The following is a 20,977-nucleotide window of genomic DNA, read 5'->3' on the forward strand; positions in this document are numbered from 1 at the left end:
TAAAATGTTGGTATCATTATTTTTTGGATAGGCAAGCGTGTAACAATTATGCTGCCTATCTTTTTTTAGCACACATTGGCTCAATCCTCACCACCTCTGGGTTTCAGGCTGGTTGTTACCCCCCCAGCGGCCAAAGACCTTTATCACGATACTGTCTGCACTGCCCTCATCAAAGATGGCTGGACAATCACTCATGACCCACTGATTCTCAAAATAGGGGGCCGCTCGGTCTTTGTCGATTTGGGATCCCAGAAACTAATTGCCGCTGAACGAGGGTCTGAAAAAATTGCGATCGAGATCAAAAGCTTCCTCAGTCCATCACCGATTAATGACCTTGAAAATGCTTGGGGGCAGTTCTTTATGTACGCCAAAACGCTGCAAAAACGAGAGCCGGATCGTCTTCTTTACCTAGCTGTTAATCGCAACACCTTTGAAATGTTGTTTAAAGAAGAAACTGGGCAATTGTTGCTAGAAGAACCAGGTTTTCGCATGATAGTTTTTGACCCAAACACGGAGGAGATTATCCAATGGCAACCACAAATCAACCCGTAGACCAATGGCGTGAGATGTTAGAGAGTATTCTCCAATATTATGCGGATATTCCTTACGCTTATGGGGATGTAATTACCTATTTGGTGGTCAGCCGCGATCGCAACCATTTTATGCTGATACATGAAGGCTGGGAAAATCATCTACGAGTTCATGGTACTGTGGTTCACGCCGAAATCCGCAATGACAAAATCTGGATTCACTATGATGGCATAGAAGACGGCATCACTGACGAACTCGTCGCTGCTGGCGTGCCCAAAGACTGCATTGTTCTTGCTTTCCATCCACCGGAAGTCCGAGAGTACACTGGATATGCGATCGCATAGCTTCTCGTCTCGACCGAGATTTTAGATAATATCAGCTTGGTAGCAAACATTCACGATCGCACCTGCTGTCTTGCAGCCTTAGCTGCCATCAGTTTGTTGTACAAAGCTGGATCGCTGGTTTGTAGAGGTTGAGGCATGGCATCAAATGCGTCTGATTCGGCGGCTAGGTAAGCGTCGATTTCAGCGCGGTTGGCTAGATAAAAGGCGATCGCCCCATAAACCTGTTCCAGTGTCAGTAGCGGGAAAGACTGAACAATACTTTCGGGGGATAGTCCTTGTTGAAAAGCATAGGCGATCGAGTCAAGAGAAATCCGAGTTCCTTCAACCCAATAGGCATCGTTCCGATACTCTATGTAAGTTTTAACTGCTACAACTGGCATAATTTTTTTTAGACTCTAACTACTTCTTATCATAGACGGATTCGATCGCCACAAGCTTTGAAAAACTAAGAGAGCGATCGGCGATCGCTTGACAAAACATCCGTTATCTCTGATTTTAACCAAGGGGATGGTGGATTGCGATCGTAATCGATGAAATAATTTTATCCCAATTGCTCGTACATTTCGTCAACTAACGATTGCAAGTCTAATAATTTGCAAAGACTAAACTTCTGTCATCGCAACGATTTGAACGATGGTTAATACCAACTGAGGAAACGTTGGAGAAACAATAATGGCTTCTCCTTGATATCGCTGTGCCTGATATTCACCATCGATTAAGCGGTTGATAGTCACCGTAGGCTGTTTTGGAGAACCAATATACTGAACGCCTCCCAACCCTGCATAATCAACGATCCAATACTCCAGGATTCCTAAAGTTTCATACTCATTCAATTTGATGCGGTAATCATCCCGCCAATTCGTACTGACAACTTCGATCGCCAACGGAGGTGGAATATAGGCAGCAGCAGAGGCAGAACTTTGACGCATTCTGACCCATTCTTCCTTGGCAAACACCACAATGTCGGCTTTACGACTCGATTCACTTTCGCCCGGGGCAGCGTTCAATCTGACTTGTTTATTTTGTCGAGGAACGTAGGGAAGGTTCAAGGATTGGCAATGATCTACCAAGAGACGACATAAACCATCGACGACATCCTCATGTTTGGCTGTGGGTTCACTCAGGGGCATGGCAACTCCATTGACTAGCTCGAATGACCTGCCGGACTCGTCATCCCAGTTGAGAAAATCCTCGAAGGAAAGGGTTTTTTGGGCGATCGCAATCATTGATATTAACCTCTTGACCAAGGTTGACTCTCTGTTATCTGTTTCTAGCTTAACGTGAGGTAGAGAGATAGATCACCGCTGCGATCGGATATTCAATTTTCGCAGCACGCGAGATCGAAGCCTCTTGAATTCGTTCTGGCAAACGTCCCAAAATAACTTCGGCATCAGCAGGATAAAGTCGTTCTTGAAGTTTGGCTTGCATGGCATTCACCTTTGGGTTGGAATTTGATAGATACATTCAAGCCACTACCCAACTCAGATTTAGCGGTCTAACGGTACCCATCACCCGCCGCAGATAACCTTTGCATCACAACCGATCGACTCTTGGCGGTCGGTGTGCATGGGCGTTGTTAGCTGGCTTTTGGATAAACTGCTTCCACTCATAAATTATCTAGATCATCTCTTGAGACTAATCCCCATTCTTCGTCATATACAGTAGTTCCTTCCTCAACTCCGTTTACCAATTGCTCAAACCACGATCGGAAGCTTGGTGCTTCTACCTCTCGACTTCCAGAATCATGAATAAACTCTATCACTTGTCCTTGTGTACCATTTTCACCGGGATCGAGGTCAAGACACGATCCATCTCCACCTCCATTAGATGTAATTGGAATCCATTTCGGTATCCACCAAAAATTCTTGACCAAATTATCTAGTCGATCTCCTTCAGATTCATTAATCCAATCTTCATCATAAACACCTTTTAATATTGTCCATTCAGCACGGACTGTAGTGAAAGAAGAATCACTTATGATGCCCAAAGAAAGCAGGGTTCCCGAACCTGTCAAACTAGGGGATTCTTGATTTTGTCCATTATGAATCATACAAGAAGCAATATAGTCGTCAGGGAGCTTGATATTCAAAATATTTTGAATCGCTTAAATTTCTTCTAATGAAGCGCCAGGGTTAAGTGTTTGAATGGCATCGGGAATATTTTGTTCCAGCCAATTTTCAAAACGATGCCACAAATCATTCATATAAATAATTTAAGAAATCTACAATTTTTATCACTGTCCATAATGAGCTTGATTTCAATCGCTGGGCAGGATATGGGCATCTCAGAAATTAATTAATAATTTCTCCTTTATTATTGGCTAACTTTTCACGCCATTTTTGGAGTTCATCAGGTGTTTGTCTCACCCAATCTGTTACTTCGCCAACGATTTTTAATGGTGCTTGGGAGCGATATGAGCGTGTCGGATTGCCCGGAAATTTTTTGTTTGTAACATTCGGGTCATTTTCAAACCCCCCTGTCGGTTCAACGATATAAACACGTTCAGGTTTATCGCCTTTTGCTAATGCAGCAGCTAGTCCCGCCCCATTAACAAGGGCTGTGAAATAAATGTGATTCATTTTGAGTTCAAGTTTGTAATTAGAACTGCCCCCTGCTGTCAGCAAATCGCCAACCTGCAAATCTGCTTTCGTCCCATGATAAAAAGGGCCTTTGTCAGAAGGTTTATCCTTAAACGAAGTTGCTAATTCATAATTCTTTCTTGCATTGTCAGGGTCGCTTAAGTCCTCATAGCATTTGGCAATGTTTGAATATAGAGAAGGGAAAGCACTCTTAACAGTGTCGTTATTTATTTTTAATGCAAATTGCAAAGCCGTTTGGAGCCATTTTAATTTTTCGGAGACATTTTTTTGATATCGAGCTACATAATGGGCTGAAATAAATTTCTCAAAGTCGTATGTTGCTTCGTTCCAGGCTTGAATAAACAGTTTACTTGCTTCTTCTGGCTGGCCTTTTTCTTCCATGCCCATACCTTGAATACAGAGTTTAACAACATTGTTATTCGGGTTGAATTCCATGATTATTTTATCTCGTAATAATTGTAATTTCGATTTGGCTGCTTGTCCTTAGTCCGTTGAGGTGCATCGCAACTACCGCTAACTTATGTTGGCATTAGTTAAAAATGTTTGAAACCTTTCCCTCTAGCTTACCTCATTTATCGATCGCCGCAAAAGCAAACACTGCTTGGATAGATTCAGGATTAAGCGTTGGGTAGTTTTCTAGAACTTGTTGCTGCGTCCAACCTTCTGAAAACAACCCTAGAACAAACTCTACTGATATTCGTGTTCCCTTAATTACAGGCTTGCCAAGCAGAATTTTAGGATCTGAGTGAATGTGTGCTTTCCAGTTCATAACCAGTTCACCTCTATGGGGTTTTCATCTATTATGAGTATAGTTAAGATTTTAAAATTAACTGTCACTGTCTTTAAAGGTTCATCAAGGATGGTGTAAGTCATGCCGATTTATTTGCCCGCCCGGCCATGTATCGATCGAAAGTTGTGTAGTCTCCCGCTTTGTAATCAGCACGGGCAGCTTCAATTTCGGCAATGTTTTCTGGATAATCTTCCTCATTCGGGAAGAGTTCAGCTTCCAAAAATTCCCAAATCTTGTATCTTTCAGCAATTCCCAGCGACGAAATAGCTTCCAGCAATGATTGGAATGAGATGTCTCTTTTTACGGTATTCTCAGCCATCAGAACTTTCTTCCACTTTTTATTTTACACTTTTATTCACTCTTTTTTCAACCGCAGATTCATGCAGATTAACGCAGATTAACGCAGATGGGATAATGACTATTGCCGCCATTTTACTATAAACAAAACCCGCAAGATGCGGGCTTCATTTTAAGAACTTCAATTTAACAGAAGACTACATCACAACTGTACTAATCAAAGTTTGCACATTTTGCACAACAGCAGCAGTAAAATTGTGAGTCGCGGGCAAACTATCAACCACGATTCCGGCACACAATAGCATCAGGTACAGAATAGAGTATTTGAAGAGCGATCGCGCAACAATCTTATCCTCTGGAGTCTGCAACAGCAACCAAGCTTTTTGAGCAAAAATAGCACCGAGGAAAATCGCAGTACCCGCATACACCGGGCCCGCTAAATTCAGCGGATAGACTAGCAGCAAAGTTGCAGGAAGCATCAATAAAGTGTAAATCCAAATTTGGCGGGCTGTCTCTTCGTCGCCCTCAATTACCGGCAGCATCGGTACCCCTACTCCCTCGTATTCGTCGCGAATCATCATTGCTAAAGCCCAAAAATGCGGCGGTGTCCACAGGAATATAATCCCAAATAGCAGCCACGCACCCCAACTTAAATCTCCCGTCACCGCAGCCCACCCAACTAAGGGAGGAATCGCCCCTGCAGCACCGCCGATGACGATGTTTTGGACGCTGTGGCGCTTCAGCCAGTGGGTGTAAATTAAGACGTAGAAAACTATGCCAGACATCGCTAACGAAGCGGCTAACAAGTTGGCGACAACTGTCAGTAATGTAAAGGATATTGTCGCTAGGACGATCGCAAATATCAAAGCATCCCGCTTCTTGACACGCCCAGAAGGAATCGGCCGCCACCGGGTGCGCTCCATGATATAGTCGATGTCGCTGTCGTAGATGCAATTAATCGTATTCGCCGACGCGGAAGCCAAAGCGCCTCCGGTAATAGTTGATACCAGCAATAGCGGATCGACTTCTCCCTTCGCAGCCATCCACATTCCTGCTGACGTGGTAATTAACAGCAGCAATATAATTCTCGGTTTTGTTAGTTGGTAGTAACTTTTCGCGACTTGCGAAAAGTTTTCGTGGAGGCGGGGACTATTGTTTGTAAGAACTTCTTGCATTGTGATTAATTGTTAGTTGTTAGTTGTCGGTTGTCATTGGTTCCTAGGGGCGGGTTTTACGCGAGATATTTGCTGTAGGTAAAAGGATTAATAAACCCGCCCATTTTAGTCTGTGCAGGCGGACTTTGTTTGACTCTTGAGCGGTTTCAACCGCCGATTAATCAACCCGCCCATTTCAAGCTGATAAAACCCGATCGCGCCACGCTAAAATGCTAAAAGCTACCAAGGTTCCCAGCAATGCTGCACCGACTGCTTGGTGCGCGACTGTCAGCGGTTCTACTTGAAGGTGCAGCCGGAAAGTTGCCAATCCCAAAACTAATTGAGCAATCAGACAAACACTCGCCCAATTTCCTAATTTTCGCAAGTTTGAATTCAGTGCTGGTTGTCGCCAAGCCATGACTGTTACTGCTAAAGTTGCTGCAGTAGCGGGTACGATGCCGGCGATGTGGCTGTTCATTACCGAACACAATTCTGACGAGCCCAAACATTGATGCAGCGCCCATCTGGAGCCGACTAACGCTCCTAGCAGGCTTTGCAGGTAAACTAACAGTGCCGCGATCGAACTCACCCATGCTAATTTGCCTGTATTGCCTGTAGCTTCGTAGGGTGTCAGCATAAAACCGATCGCCAGCAGGGCGCAAAAAAACAGTAAAGCGGTTCCCAAATGAGCGGTAACGATGTCAAATCTCAGCAGTTGTGTTACAGTCAAGCCGCCCAATACGCCTTGAAAAACTATTAGAAATACTGCCCCGGCGCTGGCAAACGGCAGCCATGAAGGCAGGCGGCTGCGGTAAAACACAGAGAGTCCTAAAAGGGCGATCGCGCTTAAGCCAATTGCTGCTGCGTCCAATCGGTGAAACCACTCTAGAAATACCTGCAAATTCATCTGTGCTGCGGGTATTAATTGACCGTAGCACAGCGGCCAGTCCGGGCAAGCGAGCCCCGCATTCATCACGCGCGTGGCGCTGCCTACAGCCATCAACAGCCAGGTTGCTACCGCAATTTTCCACACTAGGCCGCGGATAATATCTTTTGGCTGCCACTGCACTCCTACTGCTGCGTTTGGCTCCTTTAAAATTGAGTTTGCCATGAAATTTACCTTAGCCTTTGTTATCGATCGAGCTTAATTAAATATTGCGGTTTTGTTTTGGCTGAGCTTAGCCGAGCTTAACACTTTTTTCTCTGACAAGTTGTCATACTTCCTACCTTAGCGACTCTTTTATCCAATTAGTTTGTCTTTAGATATTTTTCAACTTTCCTGTTTATATTACAAAAGATTGCAGGATTTTTGCTAAACTTCAAAAAGCTTTAATCTTTTACCTCCCTCCTCGATCGCTGACAACTCCCCCGCTGCCTGAGTTTCGCAGAAAAATAAAGATATAATTAAGAAAAACACAAGATGAAACAATTGTGATAAAACCAGTGGAAAAGTGTTTGCAAAAGACTAAATAGCATAAAAAATTATAAAATATCAGTTGTATCCTGCTTTCTGCCTTCTTGCTGAGCGTTTGAATCTAAAACCAAAAATATAACACTGTGCAGCCATGTCCCAAAAAAACGAAACCGCTGTTTTAGCATTATCGCTCCTAATTACGATCGGGCTAGCCGGCACAGGTATTTGGTGGCTGACAAACCGCGGCGGCATCAATCCCGGAGGTTCATCACCCCAAAATCCGACAGTTTCCAAATCCCAGACGGGCAATTCCCCGCAGTCAGAGCAAGCAATTGGGCAGCGTCTGAGTGCCGGACAAAAACTGTTGATTTCCGATCGAGCAACCACAACCAAACAAGCAGCAATACAGGCTTACGCATCTGGAAACTATAACGCAGCTATTTCCGATTTACAAGCTTCGCTCAAAACCAATCGCAACGATCCCGAAGCACTAATTTACCTCAACAACGCCCGCACCGGCGATCGAAAATCCTACACAATTGCCGCAGCGGTTCCCATTGGTACGGATATCAATGCCGCTTTAGAAATTCTGCGGGGTGTCGCTCAAGCTCAAAATGAAATCAACGAAAGCGGTGGCATTAACGGTACTCCATTAAAAGTGCTAATTGCTAACGACGACAACAACCCAGAAATTGCTTCGCAAATTGCCAGCGCTTTGGCAAATAACTCGGAAATTTTAGGAGTAATCGGACATTTTGGTTCCGACACCACCCTAGCAGCCAGCAAGATTTACCAGCAAAATCAATTAGTAGCAATTTCTCCGACAAGCACGTCAGTCCAGCTTTCAGGAATTGGCAGCGATATATTTCGGACAGTACCGAGCGATAGGTTTGCAGCTAATGCTCTTTCGCGCTATATGCTGACCAAATTGCAAAAGCAAAAAGCGGTGATATTTTTTAATTCTGCTAGCAGTTACAGCAAATCTTTAAAAGATGAATTTACGACGGCAGTTTACGGAGATGGCGGACAAATAGTATCGGAATTTGACTTGGCTAAGGGCAATTTTAATGCTGCCGAGAGCGTTAAAAGCGCGATCGCCCAAGGAGCAGAAGCGATCGTATTAGCAGCCGATACAGCCACGCTAGACAAAGCTTTGCAAGTAGTGCAAGTAAACGCCCAACGCCTGCCATTACTAGCAGGAGACAGCGTTTATACTGCTAAAACACTGCAAGTCGGCGGCGCAGCAGCCACAGGTATGGTGCTGGCTGTTCCTTGGCACATTCTCGCAGATCCGCAGTCAAACTTTCCTCAAACATCCAAACAACTTTGGGATGCAGAAGTGAGCTGGCGCACGGCTTTAGCCTACGATGCGACAAAAGCATTAATTGTCGGTTTAGAGCGCGATCCGACTCGTACAGGCATTCAAAAAGCTTTATCAGCCTCAGATTTTTCAGCAACAGGAGCATCGGGCCCGATTCGATTTTTACCTTCGGGCGATCGCAATCGAGCAGTTCAGTTAGTAACAGTTAAACCCGGAACTCGCAGCAGTTACGGTTACGATTTTGTGCCGCTACCCGCTTTGTAAATTGTATTGAAAAAGGCAGAAAATACCTATTCCAAAAATCAAAAAATCTCTTGAAATTATCGGCGTTTATCTGCGTTTATCTACCTGACATCTGCGATTGACTTATCAGTCAAAGATTTATGCCAGAAGTCTAGCCAATTGTATCTAAACTTGCGAAACCCCGATCGCCCTAACCGATCTGTTTCTCTCAAAAACAGCCCTCGGTTTCAAAGCAATTCTCAACAACAGCCACAGCGATCGCCATTCTCCGGGAGTTTCTTGCCGCTGCCACTGGCCGGGGCGACAGTACAGCATTTCGATCAAACAGCGGCGCTGACTAACACTCAGGCGATCGAAGGCTATTCGCACAGTCGGAAATTCCGCAACAGTGCACCCAGCAGCATCCCGAAAACTCGACTTCAACTGAGATCGATCGCCAACCAACTCAATTTTAGCCACAGGAATAAAACATTTCTCTTCCATAATTTCCAGAGTCGCCGACTCGCAATCAATCAAAAACGCTCTCAAACTAGCCTCAGTGTCCAACTTTAGAACAGGCGGCGCAAGCCAATTTCTCGCTTTGACTGCTGTGGGAGCGATCGCTCTTATTTTACCCTGCGATAAACTTGTTTGAACAGCATAGTTGGGCAACATTTCTGCTGCGGCAAAACTCTCATTACCTTCTTTACCTTTCACCGCAAAACTCGGTCGCTTTGTCAGAGCAACTTCAGCGCCACTTTCCGAAATTACAGTAGTTATTCCCCACAAAGTTTCACCGCCCACATTCAATTGTACAACCCTCCGCAAATTGAACCATTCATAAATATCAGGCTTAGGAATATCCACCAAAATCAGCAGCGCTATCCCCAGCATCAACAGATTATAAACGCTCCAAATCCAGCCCAAACTCACACCTTTTAACAAATCAGCAGTCTCGGATACTGTCTGTACGCTGCTCCAGTTTCTAACTAAATTAATGTTTAAATTGTGCCACAAGCTGAATGCTGTGGCGGCGAACAAAACAATCAAAGGCCATCCCAAATTCCAGTTGAAATTAAAGCGATCGCTTGCTATTCCCTTCGGTGTCACCTTAAACCCTTTATCAAAGGGATTGAGCATGGCACTCATCACCGTTACTGCTAAAGGAATACACTGAACAAACGAGTATACATCCGAAAGCAAAGCCGATCGCGATCTGCGGTTCAGCCAAGAAAACACCGTAACTTGCACCAAATAGTAAGGTAGGAAAAAGTACAGCAATTCCCGCGCATTTGTTCGCAAAGGAATTATGCCCAGAAACGAATAAGCTAAAGGCATCAACAGAAACAAAACCCTGGTTAAACTGGTAAACCAGTGCAGCAATCCTTCCAAATGAGACAGCCTTTGTACGAATCTGAGTCCGCGAATTGTTAAAGGATTGGAATTAATAAAAAATGCCTGAAGCGTACCTCGCGCCCAGCGCACCCTTTGGGTTAGATGAGCCTCTATATTTTCGGCCGCCAAACCCGCGCTTAATTTTTCATCTAAATAAACTAAGCGGTAGCCGGTTGCTGAGAGCCGAATTCCGGTAAAGTAATCTTCGCAGACTGAATCTGTGACAAAGCCTCCCACTGCTTGTAGGGCGCTGCGTCTCACGACAAAAGATGTACCGCAACAAATCACGCTGTCGGCGCTGTCTTTGATTATTTCAATTTGTCTGTAAAATACTTCTTCTTCCGGGGCAAGCACGTTTTCTAAACCTAAGTTGCGGGCGATGGGATCGTGGTTGTAAAAGCTTTGCGGTGTTTGAACGAGGGCGATTTCGGGATTCTGAAAAAACCCTACTGTTCTGGTTAAAAAGTTTTTAGTGGGGATAAAGTCGGCATCGAAAACTACAATTAGTTCTCCATCTGTTAAAGCTGTGGCGTGATTGATGTTTCCCGCTTTGGCGTGCAGATTGTCGGGTCTGGTTATATACTCGCATCCCATTTTTTTTGCCAGCAATTTGATTTCAGGGCGCTTGGTATCGTCAAGCAAATATACTTTTTTGTGGGGATAATCTAAAGCTTGACAGCCGATGACTGTGCGCCGCAAAATAAAAATTGGTTCGTTGTAAGTTGGAATCAAAATATCGACTGTTGGGGCAAATTTTCCCTCTGTAACTGCAACGGCCATGCGATCGGCTTCCCGGCACCTATCTTTGACTCCGATCATTAAATACAGTTGAATGCTGCTGGTGAAAACCATTAACATTTCTAGGAAAAACAGCCCTAAACTAAATATACCGTTGAGGGGATCGCTTAAATTTAGGGTGGCTAGCGATCGCCACAAAACGTAGCGAATCGTTAAAGCCAAAACTATTGCAACTACCACAGCCCGCGATCGTTTCTGCGGTTGAGGCGAAATTTTCATTGCAGCTAAAGCGACCGAGACGAGCACGACAGTAGGCAATAACAAATACATCTTGCTCGCATCGGGGACTTGCAGCCACACAGGCGGGTTTTTCTGCCAAGTGTCGATTGTGGCAAAAATGCCGCTGACCGTGCCTTCACGGGCAAACCAGGCTCCGGCGATCGCGCCTGCGAAAGCAACCGCCCCCAAAACGACTAGGGTTGCCGCTGGCATTCGCGAAATCCCCCAAAAGCGGTGTTTCAAGTATTGAAGGTCAAATCTTGAAGTTGTCATATAATGTGAAATTCCCGATCGTGCCTGCAAAAGTCAGGGTTTTCTGCTGTCGGCTTCCTAATCCCGTGGAAAATGCTGACACACCCCACTTAACTATAATTTACATTTTTTAACATTCTGACAATTTAATGGTAATTCATCTTGCTTCTTGGTGGCAAACCGCTCGGCAAGCCCAATCCTGGCCCAGTATAGCAACAGATCCTTTAGATTGTGGGCGATCGAATAACTAGAATAAAATTCCTTTGTAAACGAGGAATTGGATAAAATCCGAATCCAAAGCAAGCTCAAAGGAAAAGGTAGCAGATTTATTGTTCTGAGGAATGGTGTAGATTTCAAAGAAGAGGAGCGGATTAAATCGGCTACAGTTTTAAGTCAATTTAAGCGGATTAAGCTTGTCTAGAAATTGAAAGAAGCATTAAGAGATATTTTTGAAAGTCATCATAGTGTGGAAAAAGGGGGGAAATCACTGCTTGAATAGATTAAGAAAGCACAACCGATTTACAGTGATACCCTAATTCCATTTTTCTACAGATGTGCTATAGATGAAGTCTTAGCCCCCCGAAATCGCGGGGGGTTGGGGGGGTAATATCTAGCGCTACTTTATTTCATTGGTATAACCATGCTTCGCAATCATATCGATGGAGTTTGTAACTATTTCTTGAACCGAACAATGAGTGGTGTTAGGTCAGAAATCAACAATCATCTCAAAGTGATTAAGCGTCAAGCCTATGGATTTGTTAATTTTGAAAATTTTCTATCTCGACTGTTAGCTTGCTTTTCTAATTTTTCCGATCGCCACAAACCCAGAAGAACCTGAATCTTTACAAATTAGCTATGGCAGAAATTGAAACCTCGATCGATCGCCTCCCTAATCTTCAAAAAGGGTTTGTGGAAAGTTGCTCTAAACCCCCATCGCTGTTGGATGATTTTTGAAGATTGGGGAGGTTTTTTACCTCTCAATTGTATTGAATTTTGTACATTTGAAATAAGTCGCCGCTTTGCTTTTTTACTACTTTAGCGCCCGCAGCTTTTATCAGTTTTTCCCAGTCTTCTATTGTCTCTAAAAATACTTCCCCTGCTCGATAAGTTTCCAAAATTGCCCAGTCTTCTGCTAGAGGTGCATTGGGGTTGAGAACATCAAATACAAAGTGACCGCCCGGTTTTAAAACTCGCTTGACTTCTCCCATAACAATATTCCAATAGTCTATGGGATAGTAACAGCTAAAGCCTGTAGCAAGGCATAAATCGAACTGATTCTCTTCGTAATTCAACTTGTGGGCGGGGGCCCATTCTACGCCTTTGAACAGCTTAGAATTGAGCTGGGGGCCGCGAGCGTTTAATGCGTCTCGCGCGGCGCTGCTGATTTCTTGACCGTAAAAATATGCTTCCCACTCCCGCCAAGGGTAGATGAGAAAGCTGACTCCGCAGCCAATGTCTAGACAGCGCTGGTTTTTTTGAGGTTTGGCAATTTTCCAGAAGGGAGATACTGTTTTTGCTTGGAGGGTTCCGGCGACTGATTCTAGGAAAATTGGCATTGCTTCGACTTCTTCGGGTAGGGCGAATGCTTCTCCTTGATATTCGCGATCGAACCGAGTGGCTACTTGCGACAGTAAAACTTGCCAGCTATCTGATTTTCCTTTGGCAAACCAAGTCTGCTCTTGACCTGCAACTGGGTGCTCCGACTTTTTAGACATTCTTGGATTACCTTCTAGAGCCTTTGAGTGCTTTTGTAAAGTTTTGACGGTAAGGCTTATTAAAAATTAACGCGGGCCACAACAAAGACAGTTTCATGCGGTTTGCAAAACTTCTGTCGAAGTTAGTGCGATCGAAACCGTTCCAAAATTTCCAAATACCGCCGCCGTAAGCGACTAGCAACACCAATCCAATTAACGGTTCCATTCAATAACCTCCTAAACGACTGATTGGATTGTCAATTACCATCATCAATCGGAGTACCGATATGATGAGGGCTTGTGTCTATGCTCCACCGCAACTCTGAAAACCTTTGCAGGATATCAGCTTTGGTTTCATTGCGCGACACATCGGGGGATACTGACAAGCTCCCCGTACTCGTCCAGTCTTGCCGGACAAGCAACGTTCTCATTGCAATATTTCTGCTTCCCACCAAATCAGCGTGTAATTCATGTCCACAACATTCACAGCGAAACATTAGTCCCTTGTTTGGTCGATTAGCCTTTGAGGTATGTCCACATTTTGGACAACTCTGGGAAGTATAATGTGCTGGAACTTTAGTTGCTAGACTGCCAACCAAATTAGCTTTATAATCGATATAGCCGTGCAATTCGGCAAATGACCATTTAGCTTTGTTTCGATTAGCTTGGCGCTGTTTCTTGCTTGCCGAATTGCCAGACTTGGATTTTGTTCTCTCACGGATTCCGGTCAATTCCTCCAATCCAATCAAGCTGTTAGGCTTGGCAATTTCTTTACTGATTTGGTGATTCACATCAGCGATAAACCGTCTCTCCCGTCCTGATAAAGCGATTAATCGTCGCTTCGCCGAACGGGTGTCTTTACGCTGTAGACTCCTTCGAGCCTTTTGATATTGATTGGCCTTGTGCCGAGATGCTTTCCCAGAGTAGAATGTAGACTTATTACTTAAATCCGTTTCTACTGCAAAGTATCTCATCCCAACGTCTACACCAGAAATTCGGGTGATACTTATTGGATTGATTTCTGGTAGTTCAACCTCAAGGCTTACCATTAAATAATAAATCTTGGAAGAACGCTGGTAGACAATCTTTGCTGCACCAATATTAGGACAGACCTTGATCAAGTCTAAATGCTTGTTCCACCCTTCGTAAGGCACAACAATGCGACCATTTAACGTTCCAATGCTGACTTGTTGGTCAGATTTGAACGTGTAGTCTCGCTGATAATTCAAAGTTACAGTCCGAGATGCGTATTTTGGAGCTTGATCGAGCCCTTTAAAACGCTTCTTGGTGTATCCTTTTTTAATAGCTTCATTGTTCTGCTTAACTTTCGCCGACAAGGATTTAAAGGTTGCAGCCACTTGTCTAGGAACGTTACACGCCATCTGTGCGCCTAATTTAAACTCGGAGCGCAGGTGGTTGTAGACAAGCTTTTGCAATTTAGTGCCATTACTGGAACTGCTGTCGCCGAAAGCGACCATAGCACTATAGTTCAAGGCATCACGATAAGCCAACGCAGTATCGCGCACCGCCAAGTTCTGTTCGGCGGTGAGATTCAGCTTTAACTTGGCGGTGATAACTTGGTTCATGGTTTCACTAGGTTCTGAAATGAGTATAACTCGTGAAACTATAAATAACTACCTTGTTACAAATCTTGTTCGTTCACTCATGCACCGCGCCGAGAGTCGAACGCTACGCTTATCGATTTAATATGCGGCACAATCGCAAGCCTCACGCGCTTGTCCGACCCGCCACCAACCGAGGCGGTATGGTGGGGGAATCCTGCTGTTCTAGTTGAGTTAGCTAGGCAAGGCTCTACTGATTCATTTACGCTGAACATATCTCAACACTGCTGAACAATGATGGATGTGTAACCATAGCTTTGCCGCAAGCGGTAAAGGAGGAATCCCTCAAAGTTATAGGCCATAGCCTATAACGCTTTCAATACCTATTTTTACGTCTTGGTTTTGACGCTGGTTTGTCTTAATTGAGTGGTCGATATATCACCACTCAAACGAACCAGGCACGGTACAATACCGATCTCTTTGATTTTACCAAAACGTGATAACCAAGCGCGATTATTTCTATTGCGCGGATAATCACTGTAAAATTCAGCAAATCAATCGACAGGACTAAAGTCTTAATCTATCATTTATCTGACGGCTTGGCGCAGGGATTCCCGTAGCAATTCCACCTTCAGCTAGATACCTCAAAATAGCTGATGGTGGGAAGCTTAAAAATATAGTAGAAGGAAGAAGGAAGAAGGAAGAAGTCCGAGGGAAGAAGGAAGAAGGAAGAGGGAAGAAGGAAGAAGGCTATAACGGCTTCGCGAGCGGGTAAAAAGAAGTCCGAGGGAAGAAGCAATATTCAGTAAGGGTTTGAGCAATTGAGAACGCCCTAAATGTCGGGCGCGGTTGCTATAACAGCTAGGAAATAGCTTTCAGGGTGCTAGCAAGAAGCGACTTTTTCTAAAAGTCGAGGCGGCAAATCCTGATTCGGTTGAAATTCGGTTGCTGTTGGCGGACGACCTCGCTTTTGGGGATTTCGCAGGCGTGCAACTACTTAAAGATAATTAACTAAGAATTGATAGCGGTGCCCCACAGGTTACAGCAAGCAAACTTTTTCTAGCGGACAATGACGGTAGATAGCTTTCAAAGCAAGGAGGATTTTATGCGTGCAGTGCTGATGGCTGGGGGGTCGGGAACGAGGCTCAGACCCCTGACGTGCGATTTACCCAAACCGATGGTGCCGATTCTGAATCGCCCGATCGCAGAACACATTATCAATTTGCTAAAAAGGCATCACATTACCGAAGTTATTGCTACCCTGCACTACCTTCCTGATGTGATGCGCGAATATTTTACTGATGGGGCAGAGTTTGGCGTTCAAATGACTTACGCTGTGGAGGAAGACCAACCGCTGGGTACGGCTGGTTGCGTCAAAAATATTGCTGAATTACTCGATCGCACTTTTCTGGTGATTAGCGGCGACAGCATCACAGACTTCGACTTGACAGAAGCGATCGAATTTCACCACCGCAAGCAATCCAAAGCCACGTTAATTTTAACTCGCGTTCCCAACCCGATGGAATTCGGGGTGGTGATTACCGAGGAAAATTACCGCATCAGCCGCTTTCTGGAAAAGCCCTCTAGCAGCGAAATTTTCTCCGATACCGTCAATACGGGAATCTACATTTTAGAACCCGAAGTCTTGGACTACCTGCCGGCAAATCAGGAGTGCGACTTCTCGAAAGACTTGTTTCCGCTGCTGCTGGAAAAAAACGAGCCGATGTACGGTTACGTGGCCGAGGGTTACTGGTGCGATGTGGGACAGCTTGATGTTTACCGCGAAGCTCAATACGACGCGCTGCGAGGAAAAGTCAAGCTGGATTTGAGTTACTACAACGAAGTTCGATCGGGGCTTTGGGTAGGTCAAAATACTTTTATTGACGATAGCGCGATCGTCGAAGTACCGGCGATGATCGGTAATAATTGCCGGATTGCAGCCCGAGTTAAAATCGATGCGGGTACAGTAATCGGAGATAACGTGACAGTAGGGGCCGACGCTAACCTCAAACGTCCGATCGTCTGGAACGGAGCAATTATCGGCGAAGACGCTCACATAACAGCCTGCGTGATTTGCCGCAGTACCCGGATAGACAGGCGCGCCCACATCCTCGAAGGCGCTGTGGTCGGTTCAATGTCGATCGTGGGAGAAGAAGCACAAATCGGCCCTTCCGTGCGCGTCTGGCCGAGCAAAAATATTGAATCCGGCGCTTTGTTAAATCAAAATTTAATTTGGGGAGAACAAGCTAAGCGAAATTTATTCGGTCAGCGCGGCGTTCAAGGACTGGCCAATGTGGATATTACCCCGGAATTTGCGGTGAAATTGGGTGCGGCTTACGGCTCGACTTTGAAACCGGGGACTTCGGTATCGGTTTCTCGCGATCAGCGCAGTATTTCGCGGATGGTTTCGAGGTCTTTGATTGCGGGTTTGATGTCGGTGGGAATTAATGTGGTCAATTTGGAATCGACGGCTATTCCGATCGCCCGCACCGTTACATCTACGATCTCAATTGCCGGTGGGATTCACGTTCGCATTTCGCCCGATCGCTCCGACCACATTTTAATTGAATTCTTTGATATCAAAGGCATCAATATTACCAAAGGAGCTGAGAAAAAAATCGAGGGCGCTTATTTTAAGGAAGATTTACGCAGAGCTCTAATTCCCGAAATTGGAGAGATGTCGTACTTTAACCAAGCTCTCGAAATTTACAACCGAATGTTTGAGCGGCAGATGAATGTTGAAGCAATACGCTACAGCAATTCTAAGGTGGTAATTGATTATGTTTACGCGGTTTCGGGAGCAGTTCTACCGCAAATGCTCGCCAAGTTCGGCTGCGATGCGGTGGTGCTCAATGCGAGTCTCAAGCAGACTTCTCTGAGCAATGGGGAACGGGAATATTTGCTCGACCAACTCGGCCGAGTGGTGAAAGCACTCAGCGCTAATTTTGGGGTACAGGTGTCGGCCAATGGCGAACAGCTCATTTTGGTAGATGAGTCTGGGATAGCGATTCGTGGGGAAATGCTGACGGCGCTGATGGTAAATTTGATGCTGACTGCTAATCCGAAAGGTACAGTAGTAGTGCCGGTGAATGCGTCTTCGGCGGTGGAGGCGATCGCCCGCCGCTATCAAAGCAAGGTAATCCGTACTAAGGCCAACCCAACGGCTTTGATGGAGGCCGCTAACAGGAACCCGAATGTAGTTTTGGGCGGTAGCGGCAGTATGGGTTTTATTTTCCCGCAGTTGCATCCGGGGTTTGACGGAATGTTCTGCATAGCTAAAGTGATAGAAATGATGACGATTCAGGAGCGATCGCTCGGACAGATCAAAGCCGAACTTCCCCGCGTCACCCACCGCAGTTACAGCGTCCGCTGTCCCTGGACTGTCAAAGGTTCCCTGATGCGGCATTTAGTAGAAACTCATGCGCCCGATCGTTTAGAATTAGTAGATGGAGTGAAGATTTTTAACTACAGCGACGACAATTGGGTATTAGTTTTGCCCGATGCTAGCGAACCCACAGTCCATATCTTCGCCAACAGCGAAGACCGAGATTGGGTATCGGAAACTTTGAAGGAGTACCGCGCTTTCGTTCACGATTTTGTCACTCAAACCGAGGCTGCGGTTCTCCAAGATACCTTTGGTCGTAATGAATAATTGGTAGTGGGGAATTGATAGTGGGGAATTGGGAATTGGGAATAGAAAATTGGCAATTGGAAATTGCTAACAACTAATAGCTAATAGCGCAGAAAAATTAACAGATAAAATTCTTAAAATTACAATATTTTCAGAAACACCTCTGCGTTTATCTGCGTTAAAAGCTGTTTTATTGTCGTTAAAAATTTATATAATTGTTAGTCTAACAATCCTGAATTCGCAATTGCGACCGCCAATTTTCCATCAACAAATACCAACGATATCCTGTCCGCTCGATTGAGGGCAATAATATTCGTCGTCGTTCTATAGCGGACGGTCGTCCGCTATAGAACCCATTTGAGATCTATTCTGCGTGAATCTCAGAAACCGGGTCGATCTCTATATTTCTCGTCACCCAACCAAAAACTCCAAGAATACCCGGTTTATCGCCATGAGCGTAAATCTCAGAAACCAGTTTTTCTCTATATTTCTAGTCACCCAACCCAAAAACTCAAAGATGTCAAATGGGTTCTATACGGCTGCGGACGACCGTCCGCACTGCGAACCGTTTTTGTTATAATAATCTAAAGTACGCGATCCGAATCCAATTTCCAATTTCCAATTTCCAATTCTCAATTCCCAATTACGCAAAGATAACAGATGAATAGCTGCATTTTAATGGCGGAAATAATTCAACAACCGCAACTCCGTTATACTCCTGACAATCAAGTTCCAATCGCTGAGATGCTGGTGCAGTTTCCCGGCCCAAAACCTGAAGATCCGCCTGAGCATTTGAAGGTGATAGGATGGGGAAGTTTGGCTCAAGAAATTCACGAAAAATATCGCGAGGGCGATCGCGTGATTATTGAAGGCCGGCTGGGTATGAATACGATGGAAAGAGATGGTATTAAAGAAAAGCGCGCTGAACTGACCGCCCAAAGAATTTATACTCTCGGCGCCGATGCGATGAGTGCTGCACCAGCAGCTAGAAGCGCCCCGGAACCGACTCAAATTCGCGATACAGTCCCGGCTAATGTGCCGAGCAATGTGGTTCCCATGAGTTCCCGAGGTCGCAGTTCTAGCAGCCCTCAAAGCCCTGCTAACCGCCCGTCTAGCTCGGATTGGAACTCGCATCAGTCTTCTTCTGAGTCCGATCGCCAGTCGGGTTCATCTAACGAAGCTGACAATCCCGATTACGATCCGATTCCTTTTTAATCACAGCCGTAGGGTGCGTCACTTTCGGGTTGTTCCAGACTCCGCCGGAATGTTGAGAGTGACGCACCATCTATCTTTGACTCCGACGATCGCACAATTTCCACTCCAAAAACGCGAGCAAACTGTGCCACAACGATCGATCGCACTCGATCGACCTCAATTCCCGGTATAAATTGATCTAAACTGCCAACGGGTCGATCGGCAATCCCGCAAGGTACGATTTGCCCAAAACCTGTTAGATCCGGGCAAACATTTAAAGCAAAACCGTGCATCGTAATCCAGCGGCTGACTTTAATCCCGATCGCCCCCACCTTGGTACCATCCACCCAAACCCCAGTCATACCCGCAACCCGCGAACCCTTCAGCCCGCAAACTTCCAACACTCCCAGCAGCACTTCCTCCAACTGTCGCAAATACCAGTGCAAATCCTGCTGGTGACGGCGCAAATTTAAAATTGGATAGCCCACCAACTGGCCCGGACAGTGGTAAGTCACCTCACCGCCCCGCTCAACTCGGTGCAATTCCGGCTGACTGCGATCGGGGTCAAATTTCAGAAATTCCAACTTCGAGCCCAGCCCCAAAGTGTAAACCGGCGGATGTTCCAGCAAAATCAGCACATCAGGCAAATCAGGATTTTCCCGGCGCTCTTGCACCAGTTTTTGCTGGATTTCCCAAGCTTGGGAGTAAGGTACTTGTCCCCAATCGAAGAGCAAGCAGGGTTGTGCATTTAGGTTTTGAGGGATAATAGGGGAAAGCATGAAAAAAATCAATAGTGTTTTTACGGAATATTGGTGCAGTTTAAATCAAGAATTGTCAACATATAAAAAAGATTTGAAAGAAAAGTGTTTTGTTTAATACATAATGCTATTGTATAAACTATACCCAAGTTACAGAAGGGAGGGAGCTCTATGAAGCTTGTTATCCAGGGTAAAAATATAGAAATCACCGATGCGATTCGCGAGTACGTCAACCAAAAGATTGAAAAGGCAGTTAGCCATTTTCAAACTTTGACTACAGAAGTCGATATTCATCTATCGGTGGCTCGTAACCCCAGGATCAATCCTAAGCAGACTGCTGAGGTGACAATTTATGCTAACGGTAGCGTGATTCGGGCTGAAGAAAGCACGGAAAGCCTTTATGCCAGCATCGATTTGGTTGCCGACAAGATCGCTCGTCAACTGCGGAAATTTAAGGAAAAACGCCACGACAACAAAATCCAGAGTAGTCCCAAAACAATTGCGGTAGTTGATGAACATCCTGTAGCAGCGGATTTGATTGGCGATCGAACTCCCGAACTTCCTGCCGAGGTAGTGCGGACTAAGTATTTTGCCATGCCTCCAATGACTGTGCAAGATGCTTTGGAACAATTGCAGGTTATAGATCACGATTTCTATATGTTCCGCAATGCGGAAACAGACGAAATTAACGTGCTCTACGAACGCAAGACTCACGGTGGCTATGGAGTTATCCAACCGCGCAACGGCAACGGTAATAGCAAAAATAGCAAAACAGCCGAAAGCGCTGCACATTAAAAATCT

General features: G+C 45.2%; 21 protein-coding genes. 7 read left to right on the forward strand and 14 right to left on the reverse strand.

Translation table 11 applies throughout. The annotated features are described in order from the left end of the window. Nucleotides 1-75: 75 nt before the first annotated feature. Entirely contained in the window at nucleotides 76-552 is a 477-nt protein-coding gene (locus AACV78_RS27835; RefSeq protein WP_228042508.1) for an element excision factor XisH family protein, read from the forward strand. Beyond that, nucleotides 528-875, forward strand: a complete 348-nt coding sequence (locus AACV78_RS27840) for a XisI protein (protein WP_194010521.1) — start codon at nucleotides 528-530, stop codon at nucleotides 873-875. The genes AACV78_RS27835 and AACV78_RS27840 overlap by 25 nt, the downstream gene beginning before the upstream one ends. A 50-nt stretch (nucleotides 876-925) precedes the next feature. Here the strand turns inward: AACV78_RS27840 and AACV78_RS27845 are convergent, their stop codons facing one another. The 9 genes from AACV78_RS27845 to AACV78_RS27885 form a co-directional block, all read right to left on the reverse strand. Beyond that, on the reverse strand, nucleotides 926-1,255 hold the full coding sequence (locus AACV78_RS27845) for a DUF433 domain-containing protein (protein ID WP_194010520.1): 330 nt from the start codon (nucleotides 1,253-1,255) through the stop codon (nucleotides 926-928). Nucleotides 1,256-1,477: 222 nt separating this feature from the next. Further along, nucleotides 1,478-2,101 (reverse strand): Uma2 family endonuclease, encoded by a 624-nt coding sequence (locus tag AACV78_RS27850; protein ID WP_194010519.1) that lies wholly within the window; start codon nucleotides 2,099-2,101, stop codon nucleotides 1,478-1,480. A gap of 49 nt (nucleotides 2,102-2,150) precedes the next feature. After that, a complete protein-coding gene (locus tag AACV78_RS27855) occupies nucleotides 2,151-2,339 on the reverse strand; it encodes a hypothetical protein (protein WP_194010524.1) in 189 nt (62 codons plus the stop codon). A gap of 142 nt (nucleotides 2,340-2,481) precedes the next feature. Further along, nucleotides 2,482-2,976 carry an SMI1/KNR4 family protein gene (locus AACV78_RS27860; RefSeq protein WP_339383816.1) on the reverse strand — a complete coding sequence of 165 codons (495 nt, stop codon included), beginning with the start codon at nucleotides 2,974-2,976 and terminating at the stop codon, nucleotides 2,482-2,484. A gap of 190 nt (nucleotides 2,977-3,166) precedes the next feature. After that, entirely contained in the window at nucleotides 3,167-3,637 is a 471-nt protein-coding gene (arr, locus tag AACV78_RS28815) for an NAD(+)--rifampin ADP-ribosyltransferase (protein ID WP_370528844.1), read from the reverse strand. Between the two features lie 406 nt (nucleotides 3,638-4,043). Then, a complete protein-coding gene (locus AACV78_RS27870; RefSeq protein ID WP_194010516.1) occupies nucleotides 4,044-4,244 on the reverse strand; it encodes a DUF433 domain-containing protein in 201 nt (66 codons plus the stop codon). A gap of 100 nt (nucleotides 4,245-4,344) precedes the next feature. After that, the gene (locus AACV78_RS27875) at nucleotides 4,345-4,584 is read right to left on the reverse strand and encodes a hypothetical protein (RefSeq protein ID WP_194010515.1); all 240 of its coding nucleotides are present in this window, start codon (nucleotides 4,582-4,584) and stop codon (nucleotides 4,345-4,347) included. 175 nt (nucleotides 4,585-4,759) lie between these two features. Then, a complete protein-coding gene (locus AACV78_RS27880; protein ID WP_194010514.1) occupies nucleotides 4,760-5,737 on the reverse strand; it encodes a heme o synthase in 978 nt (325 codons plus the stop codon). Nucleotides 5,738-5,912: 175 nt separating this feature from the next. Further along, complete coding sequence (locus tag AACV78_RS27885; RefSeq protein ID WP_194010513.1) at nucleotides 5,913-6,827, reverse strand: COX15/CtaA family protein; 915 nt, start codon at nucleotides 6,825-6,827, stop codon at nucleotides 5,913-5,915. Nucleotides 6,828-7,281: 454 nt separating this feature from the next. Here AACV78_RS27885 and AACV78_RS27890 point away from each other — a divergent pair, with 454 nt between their 5' ends. Then, on the forward strand, nucleotides 7,282-8,715 hold the full coding sequence (locus AACV78_RS27890) for an ABC transporter substrate-binding protein (protein ID WP_194010512.1): 1,434 nt from the start codon (nucleotides 7,282-7,284) through the stop codon (nucleotides 8,713-8,715). 144 nt (nucleotides 8,716-8,859) lie between these two features. Here the strand turns inward: AACV78_RS27890 and AACV78_RS27895 are convergent, their stop codons facing one another. After that, nucleotides 8,860-11,358, reverse strand: a complete 2,499-nt coding sequence (locus tag AACV78_RS27895) for a glycosyltransferase family 2 protein (RefSeq protein ID WP_194010511.1) — start codon at nucleotides 11,356-11,358, stop codon at nucleotides 8,860-8,862. A 619-nt stretch (nucleotides 11,359-11,977) separates the two neighbouring features. On the opposite strand from AACV78_RS27895, the gene AACV78_RS27900 reads away from it, so the two are divergent. Beyond that, a complete protein-coding gene (locus AACV78_RS27900; protein ID WP_194010510.1) occupies nucleotides 11,978-12,175 on the forward strand; it encodes a transposase in 198 nt (65 codons plus the stop codon). A 139-nt stretch (nucleotides 12,176-12,314) separates the two neighbouring features. Here the strand turns inward: AACV78_RS27900 and AACV78_RS27905 are convergent, their stop codons facing one another. From AACV78_RS27905 to AACV78_RS27915, 3 genes are read right to left on the reverse strand one after another with little or no spacing between them, the layout of a single operon-like run. Continuing rightward, nucleotides 12,315-13,052: a class I SAM-dependent methyltransferase gene (locus AACV78_RS27905; RefSeq protein WP_194010509.1), complete on the reverse strand. Its 738-nt coding sequence runs from the start codon at nucleotides 13,050-13,052 to the stop codon at nucleotides 12,315-12,317. Between the two features lie 7 nt (nucleotides 13,053-13,059). Next, nucleotides 13,060-13,257: a hypothetical protein gene (locus AACV78_RS27910; RefSeq protein ID WP_194010508.1), complete on the reverse strand. Its 198-nt coding sequence runs from the start codon at nucleotides 13,255-13,257 to the stop codon at nucleotides 13,060-13,062. A gap of 31 nt (nucleotides 13,258-13,288) precedes the next feature. Continuing rightward, nucleotides 13,289-14,617: an RNA-guided endonuclease InsQ/TnpB family protein gene (locus AACV78_RS27915; RefSeq protein WP_194010507.1), complete on the reverse strand. Its 1,329-nt coding sequence runs from the start codon at nucleotides 14,615-14,617 to the stop codon at nucleotides 13,289-13,291. A 1,081-nt stretch (nucleotides 14,618-15,698) separates the two neighbouring features. Here AACV78_RS27915 and AACV78_RS27920 point away from each other — a divergent pair. Both AACV78_RS27920 and AACV78_RS27925 read left to right on the forward strand, forming a co-directional pair. After that, on the forward strand, nucleotides 15,699-18,245 hold the full coding sequence (locus AACV78_RS27920) for a mannose-1-phosphate guanyltransferase (RefSeq protein WP_194010506.1): 2,547 nt from the start codon (nucleotides 15,699-15,701) through the stop codon (nucleotides 18,243-18,245). 639 nt (nucleotides 18,246-18,884) lie between these two features. Further along, nucleotides 18,885-19,439, forward strand: coding sequence for a single-stranded DNA-binding protein (locus AACV78_RS27925; RefSeq protein ID WP_194010505.1), 555 nt, complete (start codon nucleotides 18,885-18,887; stop codon nucleotides 19,437-19,439). On the opposite strand, the gene lipB is transcribed toward AACV78_RS27925, so the two are convergent. Then, the gene (gene lipB, locus AACV78_RS27930) at nucleotides 19,436-20,197 is read right to left on the reverse strand and encodes a lipoyl(octanoyl) transferase LipB (RefSeq protein WP_194010504.1); all 762 of its coding nucleotides are present in this window, start codon (nucleotides 20,195-20,197) and stop codon (nucleotides 19,436-19,438) included. The genes AACV78_RS27925 and lipB overlap by 4 nt on opposite strands. A 150-nt stretch (nucleotides 20,198-20,347) precedes the next feature. Here lipB and hpf point away from each other — a divergent pair, with 150 nt between their 5' ends. Then, nucleotides 20,348-20,971, forward strand: coding sequence for a ribosome hibernation-promoting factor, HPF/YfiA family (hpf, locus tag AACV78_RS27935; protein ID WP_194010503.1), 624 nt, complete (start codon nucleotides 20,348-20,350; stop codon nucleotides 20,969-20,971). Nucleotides 20,972-20,977 lie beyond the last annotated feature (6 nt).

The sequence above is a fragment of the Tychonema sp. LEGE 07196 genome (assembly GCF_963890365.1).
In the GTDB taxonomy this organism is placed as follows: Bacteria; Cyanobacteriota; Cyanobacteriia; order Cyanobacteriales; family Microcoleaceae; genus Microcoleus.